General features: G+C 69.9%; 17 protein-coding genes and 1 pseudogene. 10 read left to right on the top strand and 8 right to left on the bottom strand.

Going from position 1 to position 20,690, the window contains the following annotated elements; translation table 11 throughout:
* Nucleotides 1-21 precede the first annotated feature (21 nt).
* On the top strand, nucleotides 22-1,092 hold the full coding sequence (mreB, locus tag ACZ7G1_RS26640; RefSeq protein ID WP_470873281.1) for a rod shape-determining protein MreB: 1,071 nt from the start codon (nucleotides 22-24) through the stop codon (nucleotides 1,090-1,092).
* 103 nt (nucleotides 1,093-1,195) lie between these two features.
* Nucleotides 1,196-1,357 (top strand): annotated as a pseudogene (locus ACZ7G1_RS26635) (histidine kinase); the annotation flags it as partial.
* A 164-nt stretch (nucleotides 1,358-1,521) separates the two neighbouring features.
* Here ACZ7G1_RS26635 and ACZ7G1_RS26630 read toward each other — a convergent pair.
* The 3 genes from ACZ7G1_RS26630 to ACZ7G1_RS26620 all read right to left on the bottom strand — a co-directional run bounded on the left by ACZ7G1_RS26630 (nucleotide 1,522) and on the right by ACZ7G1_RS26620 (nucleotide 5,647).
* Complete coding sequence (locus tag ACZ7G1_RS26630; RefSeq protein WP_470880234.1) at nucleotides 1,522-1,668, bottom strand: hypothetical protein; 147 nt, start codon at nucleotides 1,666-1,668, stop codon at nucleotides 1,522-1,524.
* Between the two features lie 109 nt (nucleotides 1,669-1,777).
* Nucleotides 1,778-2,917, bottom strand: a complete 1,140-nt coding sequence (gene wecB / locus ACZ7G1_RS26625; protein ID WP_470880236.1) for a non-hydrolyzing UDP-N-acetylglucosamine 2-epimerase — start codon at nucleotides 2,915-2,917, stop codon at nucleotides 1,778-1,780.
* 639 nt (nucleotides 2,918-3,556) lie between these two features.
* Nucleotides 3,557-5,647 carry a CHAT domain-containing protein gene (locus tag ACZ7G1_RS26620; protein WP_470880238.1) on the bottom strand — a complete coding sequence of 697 codons (2,091 nt, stop codon included), beginning with the start codon at nucleotides 5,645-5,647 and terminating at the stop codon, nucleotides 3,557-3,559.
* Nucleotides 5,648-5,847: 200 nt separating this feature from the next.
* On the opposite strand from ACZ7G1_RS26620, the gene ACZ7G1_RS26615 reads away from it, so the two are divergent.
* Nucleotides 5,848-6,384, top strand: coding sequence for a GNAT family N-acetyltransferase (locus ACZ7G1_RS26615; protein ID WP_470880240.1), 537 nt, complete (start codon nucleotides 5,848-5,850; stop codon nucleotides 6,382-6,384).
* Nucleotides 6,385-6,472: 88 nt separating this feature from the next.
* Here the strand turns inward: ACZ7G1_RS26615 and ACZ7G1_RS26610 are convergent, their stop codons facing one another.
* Together ACZ7G1_RS26610 and ACZ7G1_RS26605 are read right to left on the bottom strand one after the other, a co-directional pair.
* On the bottom strand, nucleotides 6,473-8,362 hold the full coding sequence (locus ACZ7G1_RS26610) for a TerD family protein (protein ID WP_470880242.1): 1,890 nt from the start codon (nucleotides 8,360-8,362) through the stop codon (nucleotides 6,473-6,475).
* Between the two features lie 529 nt (nucleotides 8,363-8,891).
* Nucleotides 8,892-9,593, bottom strand: coding sequence for a YoaK family protein (locus ACZ7G1_RS26605; protein WP_470880243.1), 702 nt, complete (start codon nucleotides 9,591-9,593; stop codon nucleotides 8,892-8,894).
* A gap of 1,708 nt (nucleotides 9,594-11,301) precedes the next feature.
* Between ACZ7G1_RS26605 and ACZ7G1_RS26600 the strand changes: the two genes are divergently transcribed.
* Nucleotides 11,302-11,865 (top strand): GNAT family N-acetyltransferase, encoded by a 564-nt coding sequence (locus tag ACZ7G1_RS26600; RefSeq protein ID WP_470880245.1) that lies wholly within the window; start codon nucleotides 11,302-11,304, stop codon nucleotides 11,863-11,865.
* A gap of 116 nt (nucleotides 11,866-11,981) precedes the next feature.
* Here the strand turns inward: ACZ7G1_RS26600 and ACZ7G1_RS26595 are convergent, their stop codons facing one another.
* A complete protein-coding gene (locus tag ACZ7G1_RS26595; protein ID WP_470880247.1) occupies nucleotides 11,982-12,587 on the bottom strand; it encodes a hypothetical protein in 606 nt (201 codons plus the stop codon).
* A gap of 375 nt (nucleotides 12,588-12,962) precedes the next feature.
* Here ACZ7G1_RS26595 and ACZ7G1_RS26590 point away from each other — a divergent pair, with 375 nt between their 5' ends.
* On the top strand, nucleotides 12,963-14,687 hold the full coding sequence (locus ACZ7G1_RS26590) for a lamin tail domain-containing protein (RefSeq protein WP_470880248.1): 1,725 nt from the start codon (nucleotides 12,963-12,965) through the stop codon (nucleotides 14,685-14,687).
* Nucleotides 14,688-14,967: 280 nt separating this feature from the next.
* Here the strand turns inward: ACZ7G1_RS26590 and ACZ7G1_RS26585 are convergent, their stop codons facing one another.
* Nucleotides 14,968-15,480, bottom strand: coding sequence for a GNAT family N-acetyltransferase (locus ACZ7G1_RS26585; protein ID WP_470880250.1), 513 nt, complete (start codon nucleotides 15,478-15,480; stop codon nucleotides 14,968-14,970).
* Nucleotides 15,481-15,621: 141 nt separating this feature from the next.
* Here ACZ7G1_RS26585 and ACZ7G1_RS26580 point away from each other — a divergent pair, with 141 nt between their 5' ends.
* The 5 genes from ACZ7G1_RS26580 (at nucleotide 15,622) to ACZ7G1_RS26560 (ending at nucleotide 19,756) form a co-directional block, all read left to right on the top strand.
* Nucleotides 15,622-15,984 (top strand): DUF1304 domain-containing protein, encoded by a 363-nt coding sequence (locus ACZ7G1_RS26580; RefSeq protein WP_470880252.1) that lies wholly within the window; start codon nucleotides 15,622-15,624, stop codon nucleotides 15,982-15,984.
* Complete coding sequence (locus ACZ7G1_RS26575) at nucleotides 15,981-16,547, top strand: TetR/AcrR family transcriptional regulator (protein WP_470880253.1); 567 nt, start codon at nucleotides 15,981-15,983, stop codon at nucleotides 16,545-16,547. Before ACZ7G1_RS26580 ends, ACZ7G1_RS26575 begins: the two co-directional genes overlap by 4 nt.
* 634 nt (nucleotides 16,548-17,181) lie before the next feature.
* Complete coding sequence (locus ACZ7G1_RS26570; RefSeq protein ID WP_470880255.1) at nucleotides 17,182-17,775, top strand: hypothetical protein; 594 nt, start codon at nucleotides 17,182-17,184, stop codon at nucleotides 17,773-17,775.
* Nucleotides 17,772-18,776, top strand: a complete 1,005-nt coding sequence (locus ACZ7G1_RS26565) for a nucleotidyl transferase AbiEii/AbiGii toxin family protein (protein WP_470880257.1) — start codon at nucleotides 17,772-17,774, stop codon at nucleotides 18,774-18,776. Before ACZ7G1_RS26570 ends, ACZ7G1_RS26565 begins: the two co-directional genes overlap by 4 nt.
* A 590-nt stretch (nucleotides 18,777-19,366) precedes the next feature.
* Nucleotides 19,367-19,756 (top strand): VOC family protein, encoded by a 390-nt coding sequence (locus ACZ7G1_RS26560; RefSeq protein ID WP_470880259.1) that lies wholly within the window; start codon nucleotides 19,367-19,369, stop codon nucleotides 19,754-19,756.
* A gap of 224 nt (nucleotides 19,757-19,980) precedes the next feature.
* Here the strand turns inward: ACZ7G1_RS26560 and ACZ7G1_RS26555 are convergent, their stop codons facing one another.
* A complete protein-coding gene (locus ACZ7G1_RS26555; protein WP_470880261.1) occupies nucleotides 19,981-20,547 on the bottom strand; it encodes a TetR/AcrR family transcriptional regulator in 567 nt (188 codons plus the stop codon).
* Nucleotides 20,548-20,690: the final 143 nt, after the last annotated feature.

Raw genomic sequence — 20,690 nt, 5'->3', positions numbered from 1 at the left:
CCGCACTCCGGAGGATCCGCCGTGACCGTCAGCCTTGAGCAGCTGCGTCGTTGCCATGTCGCCGTCGACCTGGGTGCCGCCCGCACCCGGGTCTTCGTCAAGGGCGCCGGACTCGTCGTCGACGAGCCGAGCGTCGCCGCCGTCAACACCCGTACCGGAGCGCTGATCGCCGTCGGCGCGCTGGCCGAGAAGATGACCGGCCGCACCCCCGACTACATCCGGGTGGTCCGCCCGGTCTCGGGGGGCACGGTCGTCGACATCGAGATGGCGCAGCGGATGCTGCGTCACCTCCTGGGCGAGAAGCTGCGCCGGCAGCTGCGCCGCAAGCCCCGGCTGCGCGCGGCCGCGTGCACCCCGCACGACAGCGATCCGCTGGCGCAGCGCGCCGCCGTGGAGACCCTCGTCGGTCTCGGCGCGCGCCGGGTGGAGCTCGTCGACACGCTGATCGCCGCGGCGGTGGGCTGCGGCCTGCCGGTCGAGCAGCCGACCGCGACCATGATCATGGTCTGCGGGGCGGCGACGACGCAGGTCGCGGTGTTGTCGCTCGGCGCGATCGTGACGGCCGAGCGGATGCCGGTGGGCGGCGACGCCATCGACCACGCGGTCATCCAGCACCTGCGCCACCACCACGAGCTGATGCTGCCGAGCCAGTCGGTCCGTCCGCTGCAACTCGCCCTGAGCGGCAATGGCCTGACGCCCCACGGGCCCGCCAGGACCGAGATCCACGGCCGTGACGTGGCCACGGGCCTGGCCCGTTCGGTCACGGTCGACACCGCCGCCGTGCGGGAGGCCATCCACACCCCGCTCACGGCGGTCCTCGACGGGATCGGGAAGGTGCTGCGGGACTGCCCGCCGGACCTGGTGGCGGACCTCGCGGACCGCGGGATCATGATGGTCGGCGGCAGCGCCCTGCTGCCGGGCCTCGACCAGATGCTGCGCGAGGCCACCGGCATGCCGGTGCACATCGCCGAACGCCCGGACGTCTGCGCGGTCCTGGGCCTCGGCGCCATGCTGGAGGGCAAGGTCCAGCCGATGGTCCTCGACCCGCTGGGCAGCGGTGTCCGCGAGGCGGCGACGGCCGACGAGGACTGACGTTCCGGAGGATCGGCGGGTGACCGGCGAGAACCGGCCACCCGCTTGCCACCCGGCGGTACACAAATCGGCCATAGAGCATGATTCGTACGACAATGAGACCATGACGATCATGGATGAGGACACGGACGAGGACACGCCCCGCCTGCCCATGCTGCTCGAAGCGGTCCTCAGCGTCGGCACGGACCTCGAACTCCGCACCACGCTCCAGCACATCGTGGACTCCGCCACCGAGCTGACCGGGGCGCGCTACGGGGCGGGGGGGGGGGGGGGGGGGGGGGGGGGGGGGGGGGGGGGGGGGGGGGGGGGGGGGGGGGGGGGGGGGGGGGGGGGGGGGGGGGGGGGGGGGGGGGGGGGGGGGGGGGGGGGGGGGGGGGGGGGGGGGGGGGGGGGGGCGGGGGGGGGGGTTCCCCCCCCCCCGGGCCGAGGTCAGCCCTTGGCCGCCTTGATACGGGCGGAGCGCACCATCAGGACGCCGCCGAGCACCAGGGCGACGGCGACGAGGGTCGCCACCAGACCGGGTGTCCCGCCGGTCATGGCGAGCTGACCGCCACCCACGACCACTCCGGCGCCCACAGCGCCCTTTCCTGCCGACCCGTACACGGGTCCTCCTTTCGCCGAGAGCCCGCCGGCCGTTCCGGATGGCTCGATGCCGCCGCGTGGTCGCGGCGACTGCTGGGGGTGTTCAGCGGCCCGGCGCGGCGCCCGGCAGGGGCATGCCGTCGGCCAGGGCCGTCGCGAGGGCGTGAATCTGGTGTGAGGCGCTGCCGTCCCCGTACGGCGACGGCGTCTCCCGCAGCCGATCGTCCACGCCCGGATCGGCGAGCATGGCCCGCGCGGCGTCGAGCAGCTCGGGTCCCGGTTCGACGAGACGGCTGAATCCGGCTGTGACCGCCTCGGGCCGCTCCGTGCTGGTACGCACCACGAGCAGCGGCTTCTTCAGGACGGTGACCTCCTCCTGGACGCCCCCGGAGTCGGAGACGAGGAGCCGGGCACGGGCGGCGAGGGCGAGGAACGTGGGGTGGTCTACCGGGTCGACCACCGTCAACCTCTCGAGAACATGCTCCAGACCGAACTCCTTGGCCTTGGCCCGGGTACGGGGGTGCAGCGGCAGCACCACACGCTCGCCCAGGTCGGCAAGGGCCCCGAGGAACGCGCCCAGGCGCGCGGGGCTGTCGGTGTTCTCCGGCCGGTGCACGGTCGCGAGCACGAACGACCCCTCGACGCCGTGCTCACGCGCGACACGCTCGCACGAGGCAGGATCGGGCAGCGACATCAGCGTGGCCTCGACGACGGTGTTACCCGTGACCCGTATCCGCTCGCCCACCGTTCCGGCCGCCAGCAGATTCTCCGCGGCCTCCGCGGTGGCGGCGCAGTGGACATCGGCCAGCACACCGACGACGAGCCGATTGATCTCCTCCGGCATCTCCCGGTCCCCCGACCGGAGCCCCGCCTCGACATGGACCACCGGTATGCCGCAGTAGTGCGCGGCCTGCGCCCCGGCCGACGTGCTGTTCGTGTCGCCCTGGACCACCACCACCCGCGGCGGATCCTCCACGAACGACCGGGCCAGCTCCGCCGTCAACGAACCGATCTGCGCCCCACGCCCCCACGGCCCCGTCGCCCCGTCCAGCAGCAGATGCGGCCGCGGCAGTCCGAAGTTGGAGAAGAACGTCCCCGACAACGCACTGTCGTAGTGCTGTCCCGTGTGCACGACCCGCGCCCGCTCACCCAGCAGACGGATCAACGGCGCCAACTTGATGATCTCGGGACGCGTGCCGAGCACCACCGCCACATCGCCCTCACCAGCGCGCTTCTCAGCCATGTCGTCCATGCTTCTGCCGCGCACAGCGAAGTCACGGGCTCTCCCGCGCGCGGCCTGGTACCCGAAGCCACGGCCGGATCGACACGACAGCTGCGCGCAGCGTACGAGTCGTCGGTTGGCCGAAAAGGCTTTCCATCCACTCTTGTGATGAAACTGTGTTCAAAGCGCGGAGATGTAATGTCACTGGTTTGAACGAATGGGATTAGTCGGCCAGTTGGTCTTGAATCGGACGTCGACGCAGGCGTACTTGTGCCCGTATGGCGTCTTGCCAGGAGTCCCCGCGGCCTGGCGCGACCATCTGAATCCGGCCACTGGACGCGCGGACCGGTCAGGCGGCGACGGCCGTCAGGATCCGCTGGATCGACCTCGGCCTCGGGGACGGCGCGTGCCTCACCCCCGGCCCGTCGACGGTCCTACCTCGGCACAAACTGCGCACGGCCGCCGCTACCGTCAGAGCGACGTCCACCGGATGTCCCACCACCGCATGGCGGCCCACAGCAGCGGCGTACCTCGCCGGCCTTCCTTGCGCGGCGCGGCGCGGGACCGGGGCGGTACTCGGCACTCGGTCAGGGAAGGGGCCGACCTCGGGGCGGCGCGGGGTCGCACCGGTGGCCTCCGCGGTCTGGCGACGCCCCCGGCTCATTCCAGGAAGGCGGCGCTTCCCCAGTCGAAGATGGTCGGGTGCTTGAAGTTGGCGAGGGGCTCCGCCACGAGGGCCCCGATGCCGTAGTCGCCGAGGCGCCGGGCCACCGCGGCCCACTCCCGTTGCAGACCACACAGGGCGTTGGCGAACGCCTCCGGGTAGGTGCTTCCCTCGACGAGTTCGATCGCGAGGAGCGCACCGAAGAGCGTGGCAGCGTCTCCGTCGACCGGCCACAGGTGCCCGATGACCGCTTGGTCGGGGCCCGCCAGGGAACGGGCGATGCCCCGGTCGTCATAGGGACCCTGCGTGTCCGCAGCCGCGCTGTCGCAGGTGTTGAACACCACGAGCCGCCGGGTCGAGGCCGGGGGACGTGTCACGCGAGCGAGGTCGTCGAGCAAGACGCTTTCGGTGGCACTCAGGACGATGGCGGACCGGTCGGGGTCGTAAAGAGGGTGACTACCGTGTGCGACCACCCAGATGACGTCGTAGTCGTCACGCTGGAACTCGGCGAGGAAACGGTCACCAGTGAGGTCGGGGCCCGTCAGCACGTCGACCGTCGCACCGGCGCAGGAAAACAGGGTCTCGACGATGGAGGCTTCCGCGCGAGCCGAGGGAGCCTCCCCGCACCACAGCTGTACGCGTTCCACCGGTCGGTCCGGCAGTGGCGCGCGCAAACTGACCGCCAAGGGTAGAACCGGGCCGTCGGCGCGGGCCAGCATCGCCTGCACGGGGACCAGGCTCGGCAGCAGCGAGACGAAGGCGGCCGCCCTCTCTGTGGACGCGAAGTCCGCCAGGTCCGCCACATCGAGATGGGCGTGCAGGGCGTCGGACAACTCACCTGCGTACGCGGGGTCCTTGCGTCCGCTGGCAGGGACCGTCAACTTGGTGTCGTCGTGGCCTTGGGCGACCAGGGCGTGCCCCAGCGCCCTGTTGAAGGCTGTGGTGAGTCGGGCGAGCGAGTCGGAGGGGTCCGGGGACGGGGCCGAGCCGGGCCGGAACCAGGCCCTGCTTCCGGCGTTCGCCAGCGTCAGGCACCGGTCCGTACGGCTTTGGTCCGCCGGCACGCCACGCCAGATGCTCTGCAGACGGGCGAGATGTGCGGCGTCACCGGACTGCAGGAACCGGGACTGGAGCCGGCCGACTATGGAGAAGACGAAGCCTCGATCGCGCGACACCTGCGCGGGATCGTCGTCGCTCTCGACGAGAGCGACGACCGCCTCCACCTGGCGCAACAGTGCGGGCAGGAAGGCCTCGGCCTCACCCACCGGCATCCCCATGAAACGCTGCACCTGGAGGGAGAGGCCTTCGAAAGGGGCCATGGACACGTGCCTCACCGCCCACGCGGCGATCTCCGCAGGCGAACGGTGGGTCACAGGGGGCTGCGCACCGGCCAGTGCCGCGGCGATGGCGCCAGCGAATGGGTGCCCCGGGTCGGAGAACAGGAGGCGCTCCAACGCGTGGCCAAGGAGGCTCGCTCGCGGATGGGAGCCGCGCGCGGCCAGGTACAGCGTCAGGGCGAGCGTCGCCTCGGCCACGTGCGGGTCCCCAGTCGGCAAAGTCCGTACGCAGGAGAGGAGAACCGGTTCTCGGAAGCCCTGAGCCAGGTGCTCGGAGGAGCCGTCGAGGGCCAGACGAAACACCATAGGGGCCAGAAGGACGAGGCAGCGCGCCACGGGCGCGCCCCAGAGCGGATTCCGCAAGGCGCGGTCGACCGGTCCCATGTCGATGTCGACCGAACCACCCTCGTCCTCCGCGATGGCGAACGCCCGATGCAGCCATTCCCACGTCGCGAGCGGCTGCGCACACTCGAACGCCAAACGCGCCGGACCCCAGCAGACACCCAGCCCCAGCAGCACGCGCGCTCCCTCCGGCACCTCGGGAGCGGCAACGGGAGCGCTTCTCAGGTCGCTCAGGAGCACTCTCGTGAATCGCTCCCAGGCGTGGGGGGTGTCCTGCAGGGAGTCCTGATGGCGGCGGAGGTGGGTGAGCAGCCGCACCACACTGTTGGGGTCGGTGGGATCGACGTCGAAGTCGAACGGCAGGTCGAGGTGTCCGGCAGCTGAGGGGAACAGTTCGACCGGGTGCACGGGCGTCACCCTATCGGGCACGTGCCGGGGGGCGACGACATCTCCGAGTCCTCGTCGGTCAACGCCTGCTTCCGCACCAGCCACCGACCCGTCGGCCTTACCACCGCGCCTGACAACGTCCGTCGACCGAGAGCGACAGCGTCCGGTGTCGGCGGCGAAGCGGCTTGGCCGGTGCTTGGCGGAGAGATCATGATGGGGGAATGCCTGACAACCGATCCTCCGTGGCACCGACCGTGGTCCGCCTTCCCCAGTACACGAAGGCGGATCAGGAAGAGATCCTTGGCAACGGCGACGATCCCTTCGGTGTCGCCTCGACCAGCCTGACCTGGTTGCCGAAAGAAGAACACTTCGGCATCAGACACGAAGACCGGCTCGTGGCACACACCGGCCTGCGGCGACTGCCCGTCGCGATCGGCGACACCGAGACAGAGGTGGTGGGCGTCGGTGGAGTGGCCGTCGCACCCAGCATGCAAGGCCACGGCCTGGCGCGGCGCGTGGTCACAGCTGCTCTGGAACACGCCCGCACGATGGGTCCTCGGCACGCACTCCTGTTCTGCCGACCTCCCCTCGTGCCGCTCTACCAGCGCCTTGGATGGCATCCGCTCGACCAGGACGTACTCGTCGCACAGCCCGAGGACCGCCTGGTGACCATGCCGCTGCGGACCATGGTGACGCCCCTGCACGACGATTCCCGCTGGCCCGCAGGGCCAGTACGTCTGCTCTCGCTCCCCATGTGACACGGGGCCACCCGGCACGGCGACACGGGTTCTCCCATCGGCCCACCCTCCGTGGCCGCCGACGGAATCCCGTGCCGGCCCCGTCGGACTACTGCACGTCGACCCCGTAGCCGCGGACCACAGCCTCGAGATCATGGTCGTATCCCTGCCCGACCGCACGGAATCGCCACAACGGGCCGCGCCGGTAGATCTCGGCGAGGAGCAGAGTGCGTTCGCTGGTGGCGGCGTCCAGTGTCGCCTGGGCCGCGGAGGGTGCGTCGGCACCTGGTGTGAGGGTGAGTTGTACGGCTCCGATGTCGCCGAAGGTGGCGGGGCCATCGATGGCGGCGGCGACCGCGATGCGGTGAGCGGCGGGTGGGAGCGCGGCGAGGTCGATGGTGATGGTCTGCTCGGTCGGACCGTCGCAGAGGAGACGGACTGCGCCGTCGGGGCTCTCGGGGGCACCGTAGAAGACGAAGTCGCCGTCGGAGGAGACCTGTTCGTCCTCGTCGAGGACGAACGCCACGACATCGATCTCGCATGCGGTCTGCCGTGCCCAGGAGGCGCCGATGTGCCAGCGGCCGGCGGATGGATGGCCGGGGACGTCGATGACTCCGCCGCGGGGGAGGAGTGCGGTCGCGGAGCCGCTTCGGGCGGGCGGGGCGGCCGGCTCGGGGATGGGTGTCGCGAGCCATTGCGACGTGTGTACGGGCAGGCCCAGTGAGGTGACGCGGGCCATGCGGCGGTCACCTTCACCGCCGGGTAGGACGACGACGTCGGTGACACTCGCCGAGAGGTTCAGCGCGGCGGCCCAGCCCACCTCGACGACCCTGGCTCGGGCCGCTGCCGCCTCCTCGTGGGTTCCGCCGAGCACCAGGATCCGGCGCCGGGAGCGGGGAGCAGGAGCAGGCCTGGGTGCGGACCGCGGAGAGGGCAGAGACAGCGGCTCAGCGGACACCGCGGCCGGGAGCGGCTCAGCCGGCTCCGATGCAGGGGCGAGGGGCTCAGCGGAGACGGGCTTCTGAAGTGTCTCGGCCGCGTCCGGCGCCGGTTTGGTGGCCACGGACCGCTGCGTCACGTGCGGCGTACCGGGGCGCACATTGCCCAACAGCCCGAGGAAGGCGTGCTCGTCGAGAACCGGGACACCCTCGACGGCCGCGCGCCTGGCCTTGGTCGACCCGGAGCCCGCCTCGTTGGTGACCAGAGCACTCGTATGCCGGCTGACCGACGACATGATGTTCAGGCCCGCGGCGACAGACCGAGCGACCAGCTCCGACCGCGCGGTGGCTGTCTGGCCCGTGATGGCGACTTTCATCCCCTGGACCAGCGGGCCCCCGGGCTCAAGACGGCCGGGGTTGCGGTAAGCGCACGGAGTCTTCGGCGGACTCGGAGTGAACTGCGGGTCCTGCCGGGGCGGACACGCCACCAGAGGCAGGGGCAGGTCCAGCCGCGCCGCCTCGGCGAGTGAAGCGCGAAAGATCCCCGCGAGAACACGGGTGTCATCGAGCGCGTCATGCGCCCTGGTCTGCGCCACCCCATAGTGAGCAGCCAGCGACGCCAGACTCAGATCGCCGGTGGGCGGCTCCACCCGCCGATTCAACGCCAGCGTGCACAACCGCTGCGCCACCGGCAGATACAACCGGGCACGCGCGAACTCGTGAGCCAGGAAGTCATAGTCGAACTGCGCGTTATGGGCCACAAGAACCCGGTCCTGCAGCAGCGCGCCGATACGTCCGGCGACCTGGTCGAACGACGGTGCGCCCGCCAGGCGCTCCGCGGTGAGCCCGTGGACATGCACCGGCCCCGGATCACACCCAGGGTTCACCAGACTGCTGAACTCCCCGGTCTGCGTCCCATCGGGTCCGAACGTCAGCACGGCCACCGACAGGACCCGGTCGCGTCGAGCGATCAGACCGGAGGTCTCGACATCCACCAGCGCCCAGTCATGGGCGTAGTCGGGCAGACGGGAAACATCGAGGGCGGCGGCTTCCGGAAGCATGACGGTAAGGATGATCTGGTGCGATCATTGATTCAAGCCGAAGAATGCTTTGTCCCTCTATGTCACGATTAGCGCCATGCTTGAGCATGACGACCGGCAGCCCGGCGCAACGCCTTCGCTCGGTCCGTCGACTGTCTCACCGGCGGGACGACAAGCCACCTCCGGACGGCGATTCTCCAAGACCACCTGATGGGCTCGCCACGCGTCGGGGAGCTTCGGTGGTGCGTCGAAGTGGACCAGGTTCGTGACCCGTGTCCGTCAGACGGCCACCAACTTGTCCGAGCAGTTCGCGCGGCATCCCCGCGCCGCCGCAACGGCCCCAGTGGCGGACCACCACATGCCGTCGAAGAGAACCCCGGCCATCCCCAGACCCTGGCCCTACCCCACGCAAGCTTGGTACCCCGACACCTCGGATCGGCAGGGTCTGGTCGGGTTGGCGAGCGACTGGCCAGGGCACTCGCCAGCCCCTGTGCAACGGCAGGCGAGGAGCTGCCCCGACTACCCCGGCGAACACCCCTGTGTGGTGGTTCTACTCACGTTGGGGCAGCGAAGGAGGCCGGCTTTGCGGTCCTTGGTTTCGGGAGCGGGCTACCGCGATGGCACTGAGGAGTAGGGCGAGGGCAGTGCCAAGTACGGCTTCTGTCCCGGCGTGGATGTGCAGGAGACCGCCGGTGAGCGCTCCTGCGGCCAGCATGGTGACCGATGCCGCGCGTCGGAGGCTGGCGGGGCCAGGGCGGTCCACCGCGAGTCCGGTCAGCGTCCGTGTCATCACGGTGGTGGTGAGATCCGGTACGGCCAGGCGGTGTACGACGGCATTCTGCAGTCCCATCCCACAGGCCAGCGGCACCAGGACCGCGTACCGGCCCCAGCCGGCCGCCCGAGCGGCGAGCGCGAAGGCGAGCAGCAGGGCTTGGAACGTGATCAGCTGAGCGAACAGATTCCCCGGTTCGTACATCCGGCGCCACATGCCGCCCGCGAAAGCCCCGGCGAGGAAACCTGCCAGCGCAACCGCCGAAGCCAGGGCCGACAGCTGTGCCACGCCCGACAGAGCGAATCCGAGGAAGACCACGTTGCCGGTCATGTTGGCCACGAACACCCGTTCCAGCCCGAGGAAGCTCGCCGCGTCCACCAGTCCGCTGACGAACGTCAGCACGAGCAGCAGGGGAGCGAACCGGTCGTAGCGGTGCCCGCCGGGGAACAACCATCCTGCGATCTTCCCACCACCGCTCACCAGCAGCTCTCCCCGCCGATACGGCCCTGGCCCCCGCAGGCGGACCCGCACGGGGGAACGCCGGCTTCGTTGCTGAGTCGCGTTCCTTTCATCTCCTCACTGGAGCAGAAGGTGGCGAGGCAGCGGGGTGTTACACGCCGGGCCGTGGTCGGCTCGACCGCCATGCCACAGAGGAGATCCCTCGGGAACGGCCATCACCCTGCCCGATTGAGGTCAGGATTGACGAGGAGCGCGGGCCGAGGGCCACGCACGCCCATTGGTGCTTCCACGCCCTGGCGGTGAAGGCCCTGAAAGGTCAGGAGCTCGACGCCGTTCTGGCGGAGGTCTTCACCAACGTCACTACCGCTGGCTGGGATCGGGGAGTGTGGTGGTGCGCTAGCTGTGCCTGCGGCAGCACGCGCCTGCCAGCCTCCCGGGCAGGATCGCACCCACGGCCTGGCTTCGAGGACAAGGGTCACAGACTCGCGCGACACCTGAACGTCGTCACACGAGGGACCCTGCTGCGGCATGGGCGTGGGCATCCCGTGGAAGGACGAACATGACCCGGGATCGCAAGCGCAAGTTGGCCGTCCGCGCTCTGCAGAAACGTACAAGGCAGAGGTACACGCAGGCCGCCAAGGCCCTCGGCTCATCAGAACTGTGCCCCGTCGGTGGGAGGCTCCGTCTTCCTGACCTGCTGCACGAGTGCGCCACGCTTCCCGCAGCGTCATCTGCCGATGGCGGTGACAGCTACTTCGACTCTGGACCTTCGGCCTTTCACCCCCGCGTCCTGGGGGCTGCCGTCCCCTTCTCCACCGAGCTGCAGCTGGCCGGCGTCCTGGCGGGAGAGGTACACCCCGCGGAGCTCACCCTGGAATCGGTGGACCTCACGAGCGCGCGGTCGTCGTGTGCGGAGAGCGTCGGTTCGCGATGACCCGCGAAAGCGGATGCTGCGTTGGATCGGAGGAGGATCCGGCCCTCCTGGAAAAGCTTCCCGAAGCTGACCTTCTCATCAGCGCCGCCGTCGGAATCGGCGCCTACACCGAGGTCGTGCAGGCCTGGCTCGACACCTGCTTCGTCCCCTTGGACGAGATCGACGACTTGCTCTGGGGGAACGAGGACCGGGCCCTGTCCATGCGGCATTCGGTGGAGCGCGAGCGATTGAGTCTGGACCGCGTGGCGCGCAAGGAAGTTCGGCGACTGCGCGCGGAGACCACTGTGTGCCGGGCATGCGACAAGCCCCGGCGTGGCTGGGACATGCAGGCCCATCCGCTGTACTGCTCGCCGACACCTCTCCCCGCCCCGATCCCCGGCCCCGCCGGTTCCGTTCTGACCGGCCAGCGGCACAGTGGCTACCTGGGCCGCCGTGCCGCGCACGTGGGTCAGCCGGTCAGAGGCCGATGCCTTCGGTCGTCGCGCTGTCCTCCCACGGCTCGCCCTCGTGGTTGGACTCCCCAAGACGCGGACGACTTCTTGGCGCCAGGCCGCCTGGGCACCCAGTACCTCGGGCCGCGCGCCGGGGCCTGTTCCCTGTACCCGCGGGGATGGTCCCGGCGTCCCGGACGCGACCCAGGGTCGGGCCACCTGCTCCCCGTATCCGCGGGGCATGTACGGCACTGCGGACTCGCCATCCACGCTACACGCCCGGCGCCACCTGGAGACAGACGCGCCCTGACCATCCGGATAATCGGTTGGCCGAGCGCGAGCAGGACGGGGCAGGATGCCCCGCATGACACTGCCCACCCCCCAGCTGCACACCGCCCGCCTACGACTGCGGCCGTTCGCCGAAGCCGACGCGGCGCCGCTCTACGCGCTGCACAGCAGCACCCACGTGATGCGTTACTGGGACTCCCCGCCGTGGACCGAACCGGCCCGCGCCCAGCGATTCCTCTCGGCCTGCCGGAGGGTCGAGGAGGAAGGCACCGGAGCGCGGGTGGCCGTCGAACGCGTATCCGACGGCTCGTTCATCGGATGGTGCGGCCTGACCAGCTGGAACCCGGAGTTCCGTAGTGCGTCCCTGGGCTACGTCTTCGACCCCGCCGCGTGGGGCCGCGGTTACGCCACGGAGACCGCGCATGCCGTCCTGCGGTGGGCGTTCGACACCCTGGACCTGAACCGCGTCCAGGCCGAGACCGACACCCGCAATGTGGCGTCCGCCCGGGTCCTGGAGAAGCTCGGCTTCGTCCGCGAAGGCACCCTCCGCGAGGACTGCGTCGTCAACGGCGACGTCTCCGACTCCTGGGTCTTCGGTCTCCTCCGCCGCGAGTGGAACCCGACAACAACCAGCCCCTAGAACGAGACCCGCCCACCTCCAGTCCGCAACCCCCGCCTTCCACCGCACAGTCGCGTGCCCCCGGGAATGGAGAACGGCTTCCCGTCCGACTGCTGCCTCAAGCACTGGTCAGTGCGTCATTCGTGACCAGCGATGGCCTCTGCGAGCGGCGCGAAGAGCAGTGTCCAGTTCCCGGGCAGCAGCTTCACGGACGTGAGGTAGTGGTGGACCACCGTCCGCTCGTCCGGGCGGCCGCCGCCTCCGTTCTCCAGGATGGCCTGCAGGCACGCGCCGATGCCCTTGGCGAGGCCGTACCCGTCGAACCCCAGCCGGGTGTATGCCTGCTGAACGTCCGCCGGCGGGGTGAAGGACGCCTCCCAGTCGCTGGCCGTGTCCAGCAGATAGAGCAGGTGACTCCCCGGGGACGGCAGGCCGGCGCGCAGGCCTCTCGTAGTGAACTCGCGCGCTGTCTGCTCCCAGACCAGCTCCGACTCCTCGACCGCGCCGGCGACGAGGTCCGCCCAGTAGGCATCGCCGTGCTGGCCATCGGTCTGCCGCATGTGCTCGGCCGCGAATGCGGCCATCGCCCCGGGGTCGTCTATCAGCGGCGAGACGACGAGGTCGCTGGTGTAGTCGAAGCCGAAGAAGTAGCGGCGCTCGTCGAGCGTGAGTGACTCGACGCCAGCCACGTGGCCGACCCGTCCGGGCAGGGGATCGAAGCGCTTGGCAAGGTCCTGTTCCATGCCGGGGAGAGTAACCGTGGCCTCTGACAGCGCCATTGAAGCGGCTCGGGTCGAGGAGGTGAGGTGTGGCCGGAGCGAAGTCCAGTGACGCGGAGCCGGGGTGCCACCAGGATCCGAAGGCACTGGCATCGGCATCAGCGCGTTGAAGGCCACGGTTCAACGGGCGATTCCTGTACGAGCAACAGCGCTGTGCCCGACACCTGGTGCACACCGCGCAACGCGCGTAGAAGTGACATGGGGCGGAAACCTTCCGGTACCCCGCAGGCAACCCAGCCCGCCTAGAACTGCCCTGCCGCCACGGCGCGTCCCCTCCCACACACGCGCCCGGTGCGGTGCTCCGCGAACCGTCCGCAACCGCTCGCGAAAGGCACCCTCATGTCACCTAGTCACATACCTGTCAGACGACGCCCCGGCCGCGTCGCCGCGCTCGGCGCGGCCCTCCTGGCCGCCGCTCTGACGCTGGCAACGCTGACCACCGCCCCGGCGGCGAATGCCGCCGCCTCGGTTCCCTCGCAGGGATCGCCGACACAGCTCGATGTCGGCAACTGGAACGTCGAGTGGTTCGGCGCACCGGACTTCGGCCCGACGAACGAGGCGCTTCAGCAGCAGAACGTTCACGACGTCATGGCGGGCGCCGACATGGATGTGTGGGGCCTGTCCGAGGTCGTCAGCACCTCGGCGTTCGACACACTCGTGGCCGGCATGCCCGGGTACACGGGAGTCGTGGCCAACGACCCGATCGTCACGAACGGTGCGCAGTACTACTCGGACTTCGGCGACACCGAGCAGAAGGTCGCTCTCGTCTGGCGCTCCAGCATGGCCACCCTGGTGAGCGCGAAGGTCATCCTGACCGGCCAGAACGCCAACTTCGCGGGCCGCCCGCCGGTGGAGTTCACGCTGCGCGGCACGTTCGACGGTGTCACCCGCGACCTCGTCTTCATCGTCCTGCACGCGAAGGCCGGGTCCACCCAGGACGCGTGGAACCTGCGCAATCCCGCGTCGCAGGCCCTCAAGTCCTACCTCGACACGACCTACCCCACCCAGAACGTCTTCGTCGTCGGCGACTGGAACGACGACGTCGACACCTCCATCACCGCGGGGAAGGCATCGCCCTACGCCAACCTCGTGAACGACGCGGCACGCTACACCTTCCCGACACGGGCCCTGTCGCTGGCAGGCGTCGCCTCGACGGCGGGTTACCCGGACTTCATCGACCACCAGCTCACGACCAACGAGGTGCAGGCGAAGTACGTCGCCGGCTCGGCGACCGCCTTCCAGCCCCAGGCATACATCCCGAACTACGCGACGACAACCAGCGACCACTACCCGGTGCTGGCCCGCTACGACTTCGTCCTCGGTGGTGGCGGCGCGAACCAGCAGCCCACGGCCTCGTACACGCACTCCTGCACCGCTCTCACCTGTACCTTCACCGACGCCAGTACCGACCCCGACGGCACCATCGCGAGCCGCGTCTGGGACTTCGGCAACGGCCAGACCGCGACGACGACGAACCCGACCGTGACCTACGCAACGGCCGGGACCTACCCGGTCTCGCTGACCGTGACGGACAACGGCGGGGCCACCCACACCACGACCAAGAACGTCAACGTCACCACCGGCACCGGCGGCGGACCCGCCAACGTCATCATCAACGAAGTGCTGGCCAACGAACCGGGCAGCAACACCGCCGGCGAGGCCATCGAGATCGTCAACACCGGCGGCACCGCCACCAGCATCGCCGGCTGGACCGTCTCGGACGGGTCGGCGGTGCGGCACACGTTCGCGGCCGGCACGACGCTTCAGCCCGGCAAGGCGATCACCGTCTTCGGCGCCGCCTCCGCGATCCCCGGTGGCATCGTCGCGGTCGCCGCCGGCACGGGCGGCCTCAACCTGTCCAACAGCGGCGACCAGGTAATCCTGCGGGACGCGTCCGGAGCGACGGTCCAGACACTGACCTACAGCTCAAGCCAGGCAAGCTCCGACGGCGTGTCCATCAACCGAAGCCCCGACGGCTCGGCGACCGGCAGCTGGGTCAAGCACGACACCATCAGCTCCCTGTCCCGCTCGCCCGGCCAGCGCGCCGACGGATCGGCGTACTGAGGCACCATCCGCCGACCCCACCTCGAAGCGATCGCCGAGACCGCATGCTCGTGACGGCCTCCTGAGCCATTCGCATGCCTGTCCTCGGCCCGGGCATCCCTGCCGGATCGTTCCTGCGGGCCCGACCCCGGCCCGGGCCGGGGTCGGGGCCGAGCCATCAGCGTGGAGTGGGAGAGCGGGGGAGTGGGGGAGTGCTGGTCATGACGATGGCTGTGCCGATGGGGCCTCGCCGCATGCCACGGCCCAGGCGCGCCCCACTCCCCGCACCCCGCGCCTGAGCTCAGCGCACCAGCTCAGCGGCCAGCAGATCCATCAGGAGACCGTCGTGCCAGGTGCCGTCCGGGCCTCGCTCGTACTGGCGCATCACGCCGACGGGCCGGAACCCGACCTTCTCGTAGCAGCGGATGGCGGGCGTGTTGTCGGCGGCAGGATCGATGACCAGCCGGTGGTATCCGCGGTCGTCGAGGAGATGTCGGGCCAGGGTGCGGACGGCGTCCGTGCCGAGACCCCGGCCATGCACCGAAGGATCGACGAACACGTCGATTCCGGCGTGGCGGTATCCCGGGTCCTCCTCCGCGTACCACTGGATCATGCCGACGATCCGGCCGCCGTGCCGGATCGTCAGGCAGTGGGTGGACGGATCGTCCAGATCGGAGACGACCTCTCCTTCCAGATCGTCCTCGCCGAGCCACCGCGCGCGGACCTCGGGCGTGGCCCGGATCGCGGCCAACGCGGCGACGTCCTCAGGGACGGAGGGACGCAGAACGACACCAGCACCGTACAACTCGCTCATGAAGCCCAGCCTGCCCCACGACCCGGCACCCGTACCGCTGCTTTTCCGTGCAGGCCGACGGGTTCCGACTCCCGAGGGAGAAAATGGACAGGTGTCCAGCTATCATGGACACCTGTCCATTATCTATGAAGAAGGCAGCCCGTGAACGTAACCGCGCACGTACTGGTCGCGCTGATCGCCGCCCTGCACGCGTACATCCTGGTCCTCGAGATGTTCCTCTGGGAGAAGAAGCCGGGTCGCAGCCTCTCCGGCTTCGACGCCGACATGGCCCGCGCCACCGCCCCGCTCGCCGCGAACCAGGGCCTGTACAACGGCTTTGTGGCCGCAGGGCTGGTCTGGGGACTGATCGCAGGGGACCCGACAGGCTTCCAGGCCCAGGTCTTCTTCCTCTCCTGCGTGATCATCGCCGGCCTGTACGGCGGTTTCACCGCCAATCGGCGCATCTTCGTCGTCCAGGCCCTGCCCGGGGCCGTGGCGCTCGCCGCCGTCCTGCTGGCCCGGTGACCGACGCGCAGGAAGACCCCCGCGCGGCACGGACCCGGGCCAAACTGCGCCAGGCACTCCTGGAGGAATGTGCCCACCGTCCTCTGGCGGAGGTCAGCGTCGCCGCGCTCGTACGCCGGGCGGGCGTCGGCCGCGCCACCTTCTACCTCCACTACGCCGACCTGGAGGCCCTCGCCGTCGACGCCTGCGCCGACATCGTCCGCGAAGCCGTCGACGCCCTCCACGCCTGGCGCGGTACACCAGACCCCTCCTCCCCGCCCGCCGCCCTGCCAGCCTTCTTCCGCGACCTCTCTCTCCACCGCGACCTCTACCGCGAGCTCCTGCGCCCAGGCGGCAGCGGCCCCCTCGGCCACGTACTCCACCAGGACCTGCGCGCCCGCAGCCGCACCGAGCGCGCCCTGGCCGGCGCCCCGGAACCCGACCTCGTCGCCTCCGCCGTCGCCGCCACCTTCTCCGGCGTCCTCGCCGACTGGCTCCACGGCCTCATCGACGCCACCCCCACCGAGATCGCCCACCGCGTCTGGCGCCTCCTCATCAACCTCCACCGAACCCCTCTGCCCTGACGAAGGCACTTCCGGAACGTGGGCGGCCGGCCCTCGCGAGCCGTCAGCCTCGGCCACTTCGGCGGGCCAAGGCGCCGCGAACCCCCGCGTGTTTCCGCTGCGGGGAGTCGGCAGCGCACCCGCCGACCGGTGATGGCACCGCTCACGCAGGACGAAGCCGTCGGAGTACGTACTCCGACGGCCAGCAGAGGGCTTGAACAACCGTGTTGGTGACGACGAAGTACCCCGGGCTCACCCAACCGTCCTCTTTGCTCACGAGCCCCGGACCGTCCTCGCGGTAGTAGTGACGCAACATACGGCGCAGGAGCGGAGTCCCGGCCACCAACAGAACCGGAGCCGTGACGACTGCACCGACTGTCACGGTGAGCCGGACTGCATGGATCCTGGCTACGTTCTCTATCCGCATCGTTCCAGTCTGCCGTTCCCCTGACCCCTGTCCCAGCCCGTGCCTTTGCGATCCGCGCCGCGAGGGAATGGGAGCATTCCCTCGCGGCCTTCGCACTCCGCTCCCGGCCCCCGTCTCCGATTCGTCCTTGACTGTGGTCCTACGGCTCGCTGGACGGAAACTCGGAGGTGCCCGCGCTAGCGCGTCTGACAGACTCCCCGCGATAGGTGCGCGGTTCCAGGGGTGGGGATGAACGAGGCCGACGACGTCTTCGAGACGCATGTGACGGTGCGGTGCCGGAGCGACGAGGAGCTGGACCGTCTCGGTGCCTGGGCGGCGGATCGGGACCTGAAGCTCACCACCATCATTCTCGCGCGGGGCCGCACGCCGGTTCAGCCGATGCTGACGTTGCGCGGGCGGGCGGGTCTTCCGGCGGTGGTGTCCGGGCTGCGGGAGGCCGGTTTCGAGCCGGCGCGGGTGAAGGTGGAAACGGTGCCGTGGAGTGCGGAGCCCGCGGGACCCGGCGGGGGTTACTACGAGCACCACGTCAAACTGGCGCTGCCCGCCGTGTACGACCGGGTGGCACTTGAGGACCTCGTCGTGCCGCATGGCGCGCATGTGTCGTGGAACGCTCGCCGGGTGTTGCCGGGGCCCGGTGGGCGGCACCAACGCTTCGTGACCCAGCGTCATCCGGGGCCCGCGGACGTGGCGGCCCGGGCCTGCGACGCGCTCGTCAGCGCTTTGATCGCTGTTGGGCACGAGCCGGTGGCGGAGGAGCGGGAATTCGTGGTCTCCGACAGTGATCTGTCGTGGGATGAGGGTTGGCTGGAGGAGAGCGTATGAGCGAGAAGCAGTGGACGCCGTCGATTCCTGACGGGCCCGACAGTGTCACCGAGCCCGTCGCCGACCGTGTACGCCGCAAGACAGAGGTTCCTCAGACGCTGATCGCGGGAGTCGGCTCCGTGGCCGCGCCGCACCGCATCTTCGACCCCGCGCTCAAGCACTTCGACGAGGCATTCCGGCCCGCCGACGGGGTCGTCGAGGACCCAGAGCTACGGGCCCGCTGGCAGACGGCCCGGCGTGCTGCGCTGGACCTCGTCCTCGCGGCGGTGGCCGGGTCGCCGTGGGCCGGTTCCCTCGTACTGCGTGGCAGCATGCTGATGGGGGCGTGGTTCGGCGACGCTGCCCGCGCCCCCAAGGACATCGACTTCGTCGTCGTCCCCGAGACCTGGCGCATCGAAGAGGCCCGGACCCGGACGATGCTCGACGGGATCGCGGCGGAGGCCGAGGGCCTAGCTGAGGAACGTATGACGGACCTGTCGATCTCGGCGGCCGGAGCCGTGTCCGAGTACATCTGGACGTACGAGCGGGTGCCTGGTCACCGCCTGGTCCTGCCATGGACCGCCTCCGGGCTTCCCGGGGGCCAGGTCCAGCTCGACTTCGTCTTCAACGAGCGCCTCCCGACTCCTCCGCGCCTCGCCGAGGTCGCGGGCGTCCGCCTGCCGGCCGCGGACAGGGAATCGTCCTTGGCCTGGAAACTCATGTGGTTGACCTGCGACATGTATCCCCAGGCCAAGGACCTGTACGACGCGGTCCTCCTCGCCGAGAGCTGCACCCTGCCGCTGTCCCTCCTGGAGACGGTGCTGCGCGAGGCGGACGAGTGGCCGGGCCATCCGGACGAGCCGCTGAACCTGGGGATGTTCGAGAGCGCTGTCCGCCAGGTCGACTGGACGGGCTTCGACGACGCCCACCCGGACACAGAGGCTGCTCGGCGCCACCTCGGCCACCGTCTACTCACCGCCCTTGCTCCGACTCTGGGAACGGCTGGTCTTGCTCACGGGTAGCGGTTCTGGCTCACCTTTTTCGTGCAGATGCTGCGGTGAGTGACAGCTGAGCGCGCGCCTTCAGGCGGCTTGCGAGGTCGCCTGAGAATGGGCGTTGGGCAGGGCTGCTGAGTCACAGTCGAGCAAGCCGTCCGAGTCGGGCGTCGGCGCGGTGACAAAGCGCTGCCGCGCGAACCGGGTGAAGGCCAGCTACGCAGCCTGAGAGGTCAACTCCGCCGTCGACCGCCCGGCCTCCAGTTAGGCACGTAGGACATCGAGGGCTTCCTCGATCCGCGGCCTGTCGTGCATGTCAGCCCTACCCGGTTCGGTGAATCAGCACCCTGCCACCCCGTCGAGCCGGAGCAAATCCAGCCCTGCCAGTGAGGCAACCGCCTCCCAGGCTCGCAACGCTCGGTCAGTGCTGCACGGAACCTGCCCAGAGCCACGACTCGTGATGAAGGCCATCAGGGAGACAGGCTCCGGCCGCGCGGCCGTCACTGACTGGTGTTGATTCGCTGTGTGGACAGCCTTAGGGTCTATGGCGATATCGCGTGTCGGTCACCGGCTGGGTGAGGCATGGAGGTATCGGGACATGCCTTCGGAGGCATTCCTTGTCAGTCGAGTTGAACCACACGATCGTCCATGCCCGGGACAACCGGGAGTCCGCGGACTTCTTCGCGAACCTGCTTGGCCTTGAGATCACCGGTGAGTGGGGGCCGTTCATCGCGGTCGGCCTGAGCAACGGCGTCACGCTGGACTTCGCCACTGTCCCGGCGGACAGCATCACTCCTCAGCACTACGCCTTCTTGATCTCCGAGGAAGAGTTCGACGCGGCGTATGGGCAGATCAGGCAGCGCGGCATCGAGCATTACGCCGACCCGCAGCGGAAGCAGCCCGGCGCGATCAACCACAACGACGGTGGCCGCGGCGTGTACTTCATGGACCCGGCGGGCCACGCCATGGAGCTCATCACCGTGCCGTATGGCGGCTGGACCTCGTAGCAACGTGCGCCGAGGGCCGCGCCCCCGCAAGGGTGGTGCGGCCCTCGGCCTGCTGCTCGCGCAGGTGCGATCGCCGCTGGCGCCCTGCGCCGCCGGCCCCGATGCACGGTGGGTTCCATCGGCACCGAGGAAACGACACCCTGTTCGGCCGTCGCTCTGGTGAGCATTGCTCGGTGTCGCGGTGTCGCGGTGTCGCGGTGTCGTGACCGGTGGCCTGGGCGCGGTTACAGCAGGCGGTCGACCAGTCCGTCGACGTAGTCCGGGGCGAGCGGGACCATGCCGAACAGGACGCGGATGTACATCGGTGCCAGGACGTGGTCCAGCACGTCGAGGGCCTCGGGGGCGTGCTCTCCGCGTTCGCGGGCGCGGTCGAGCATGGACTGCAGTTGCCGGGTGCGTTCGCCGCGGAGTTCCTCGGCCGCCCGTACGCCCTGCTCGCCGCTGCCGGACAGGGCGACGGCCAGGTGGAGTACGGCGGGGCCGTCGGGGCCGGTGATCTCGCGGGCTACTTGGGCGGCGTAGGTGCGCAGGTCGCCGGCCAGGCTTCCGGTGTCGGGCATCGGTGACTGTGCGTTGAGGCGGGTGAGCGCCACGTCGGTGAGCAGGGTCTCCAGGTTGCCCCACCGGCGGTAGACGCTGCTGTCGGCCACGCCCGCGCGGGTTGCGACCTCACCGACGGTGAAGTTGCCGTAGCCGCGTTCGCCGATGAGGTCGGTGACGGCCTGGTGGACCTGGGCGCCGACGCGGGCGCTGCGTCCGCCGGGCCGCCGGGCTTGCTGTCGCGCGTTCATTCCATCACCTTAACGCAGTTGCTGCTTGCGTTTGCGAGGGTACCTCTCTACAGTCACCTAACGCAGTCACTGGCTGCGTTTATCTTGCTCAGTCGTACCCCCGCGCCACGGCCCGCGTCGCTCCCGGCCGGGTGCGGCAACGA

Source organism: Streptomyces sp. NPDC037273, from assembly GCF_055603625.1.
This window is presented reverse-complemented; position numbering and strand designations above follow the sequence as displayed.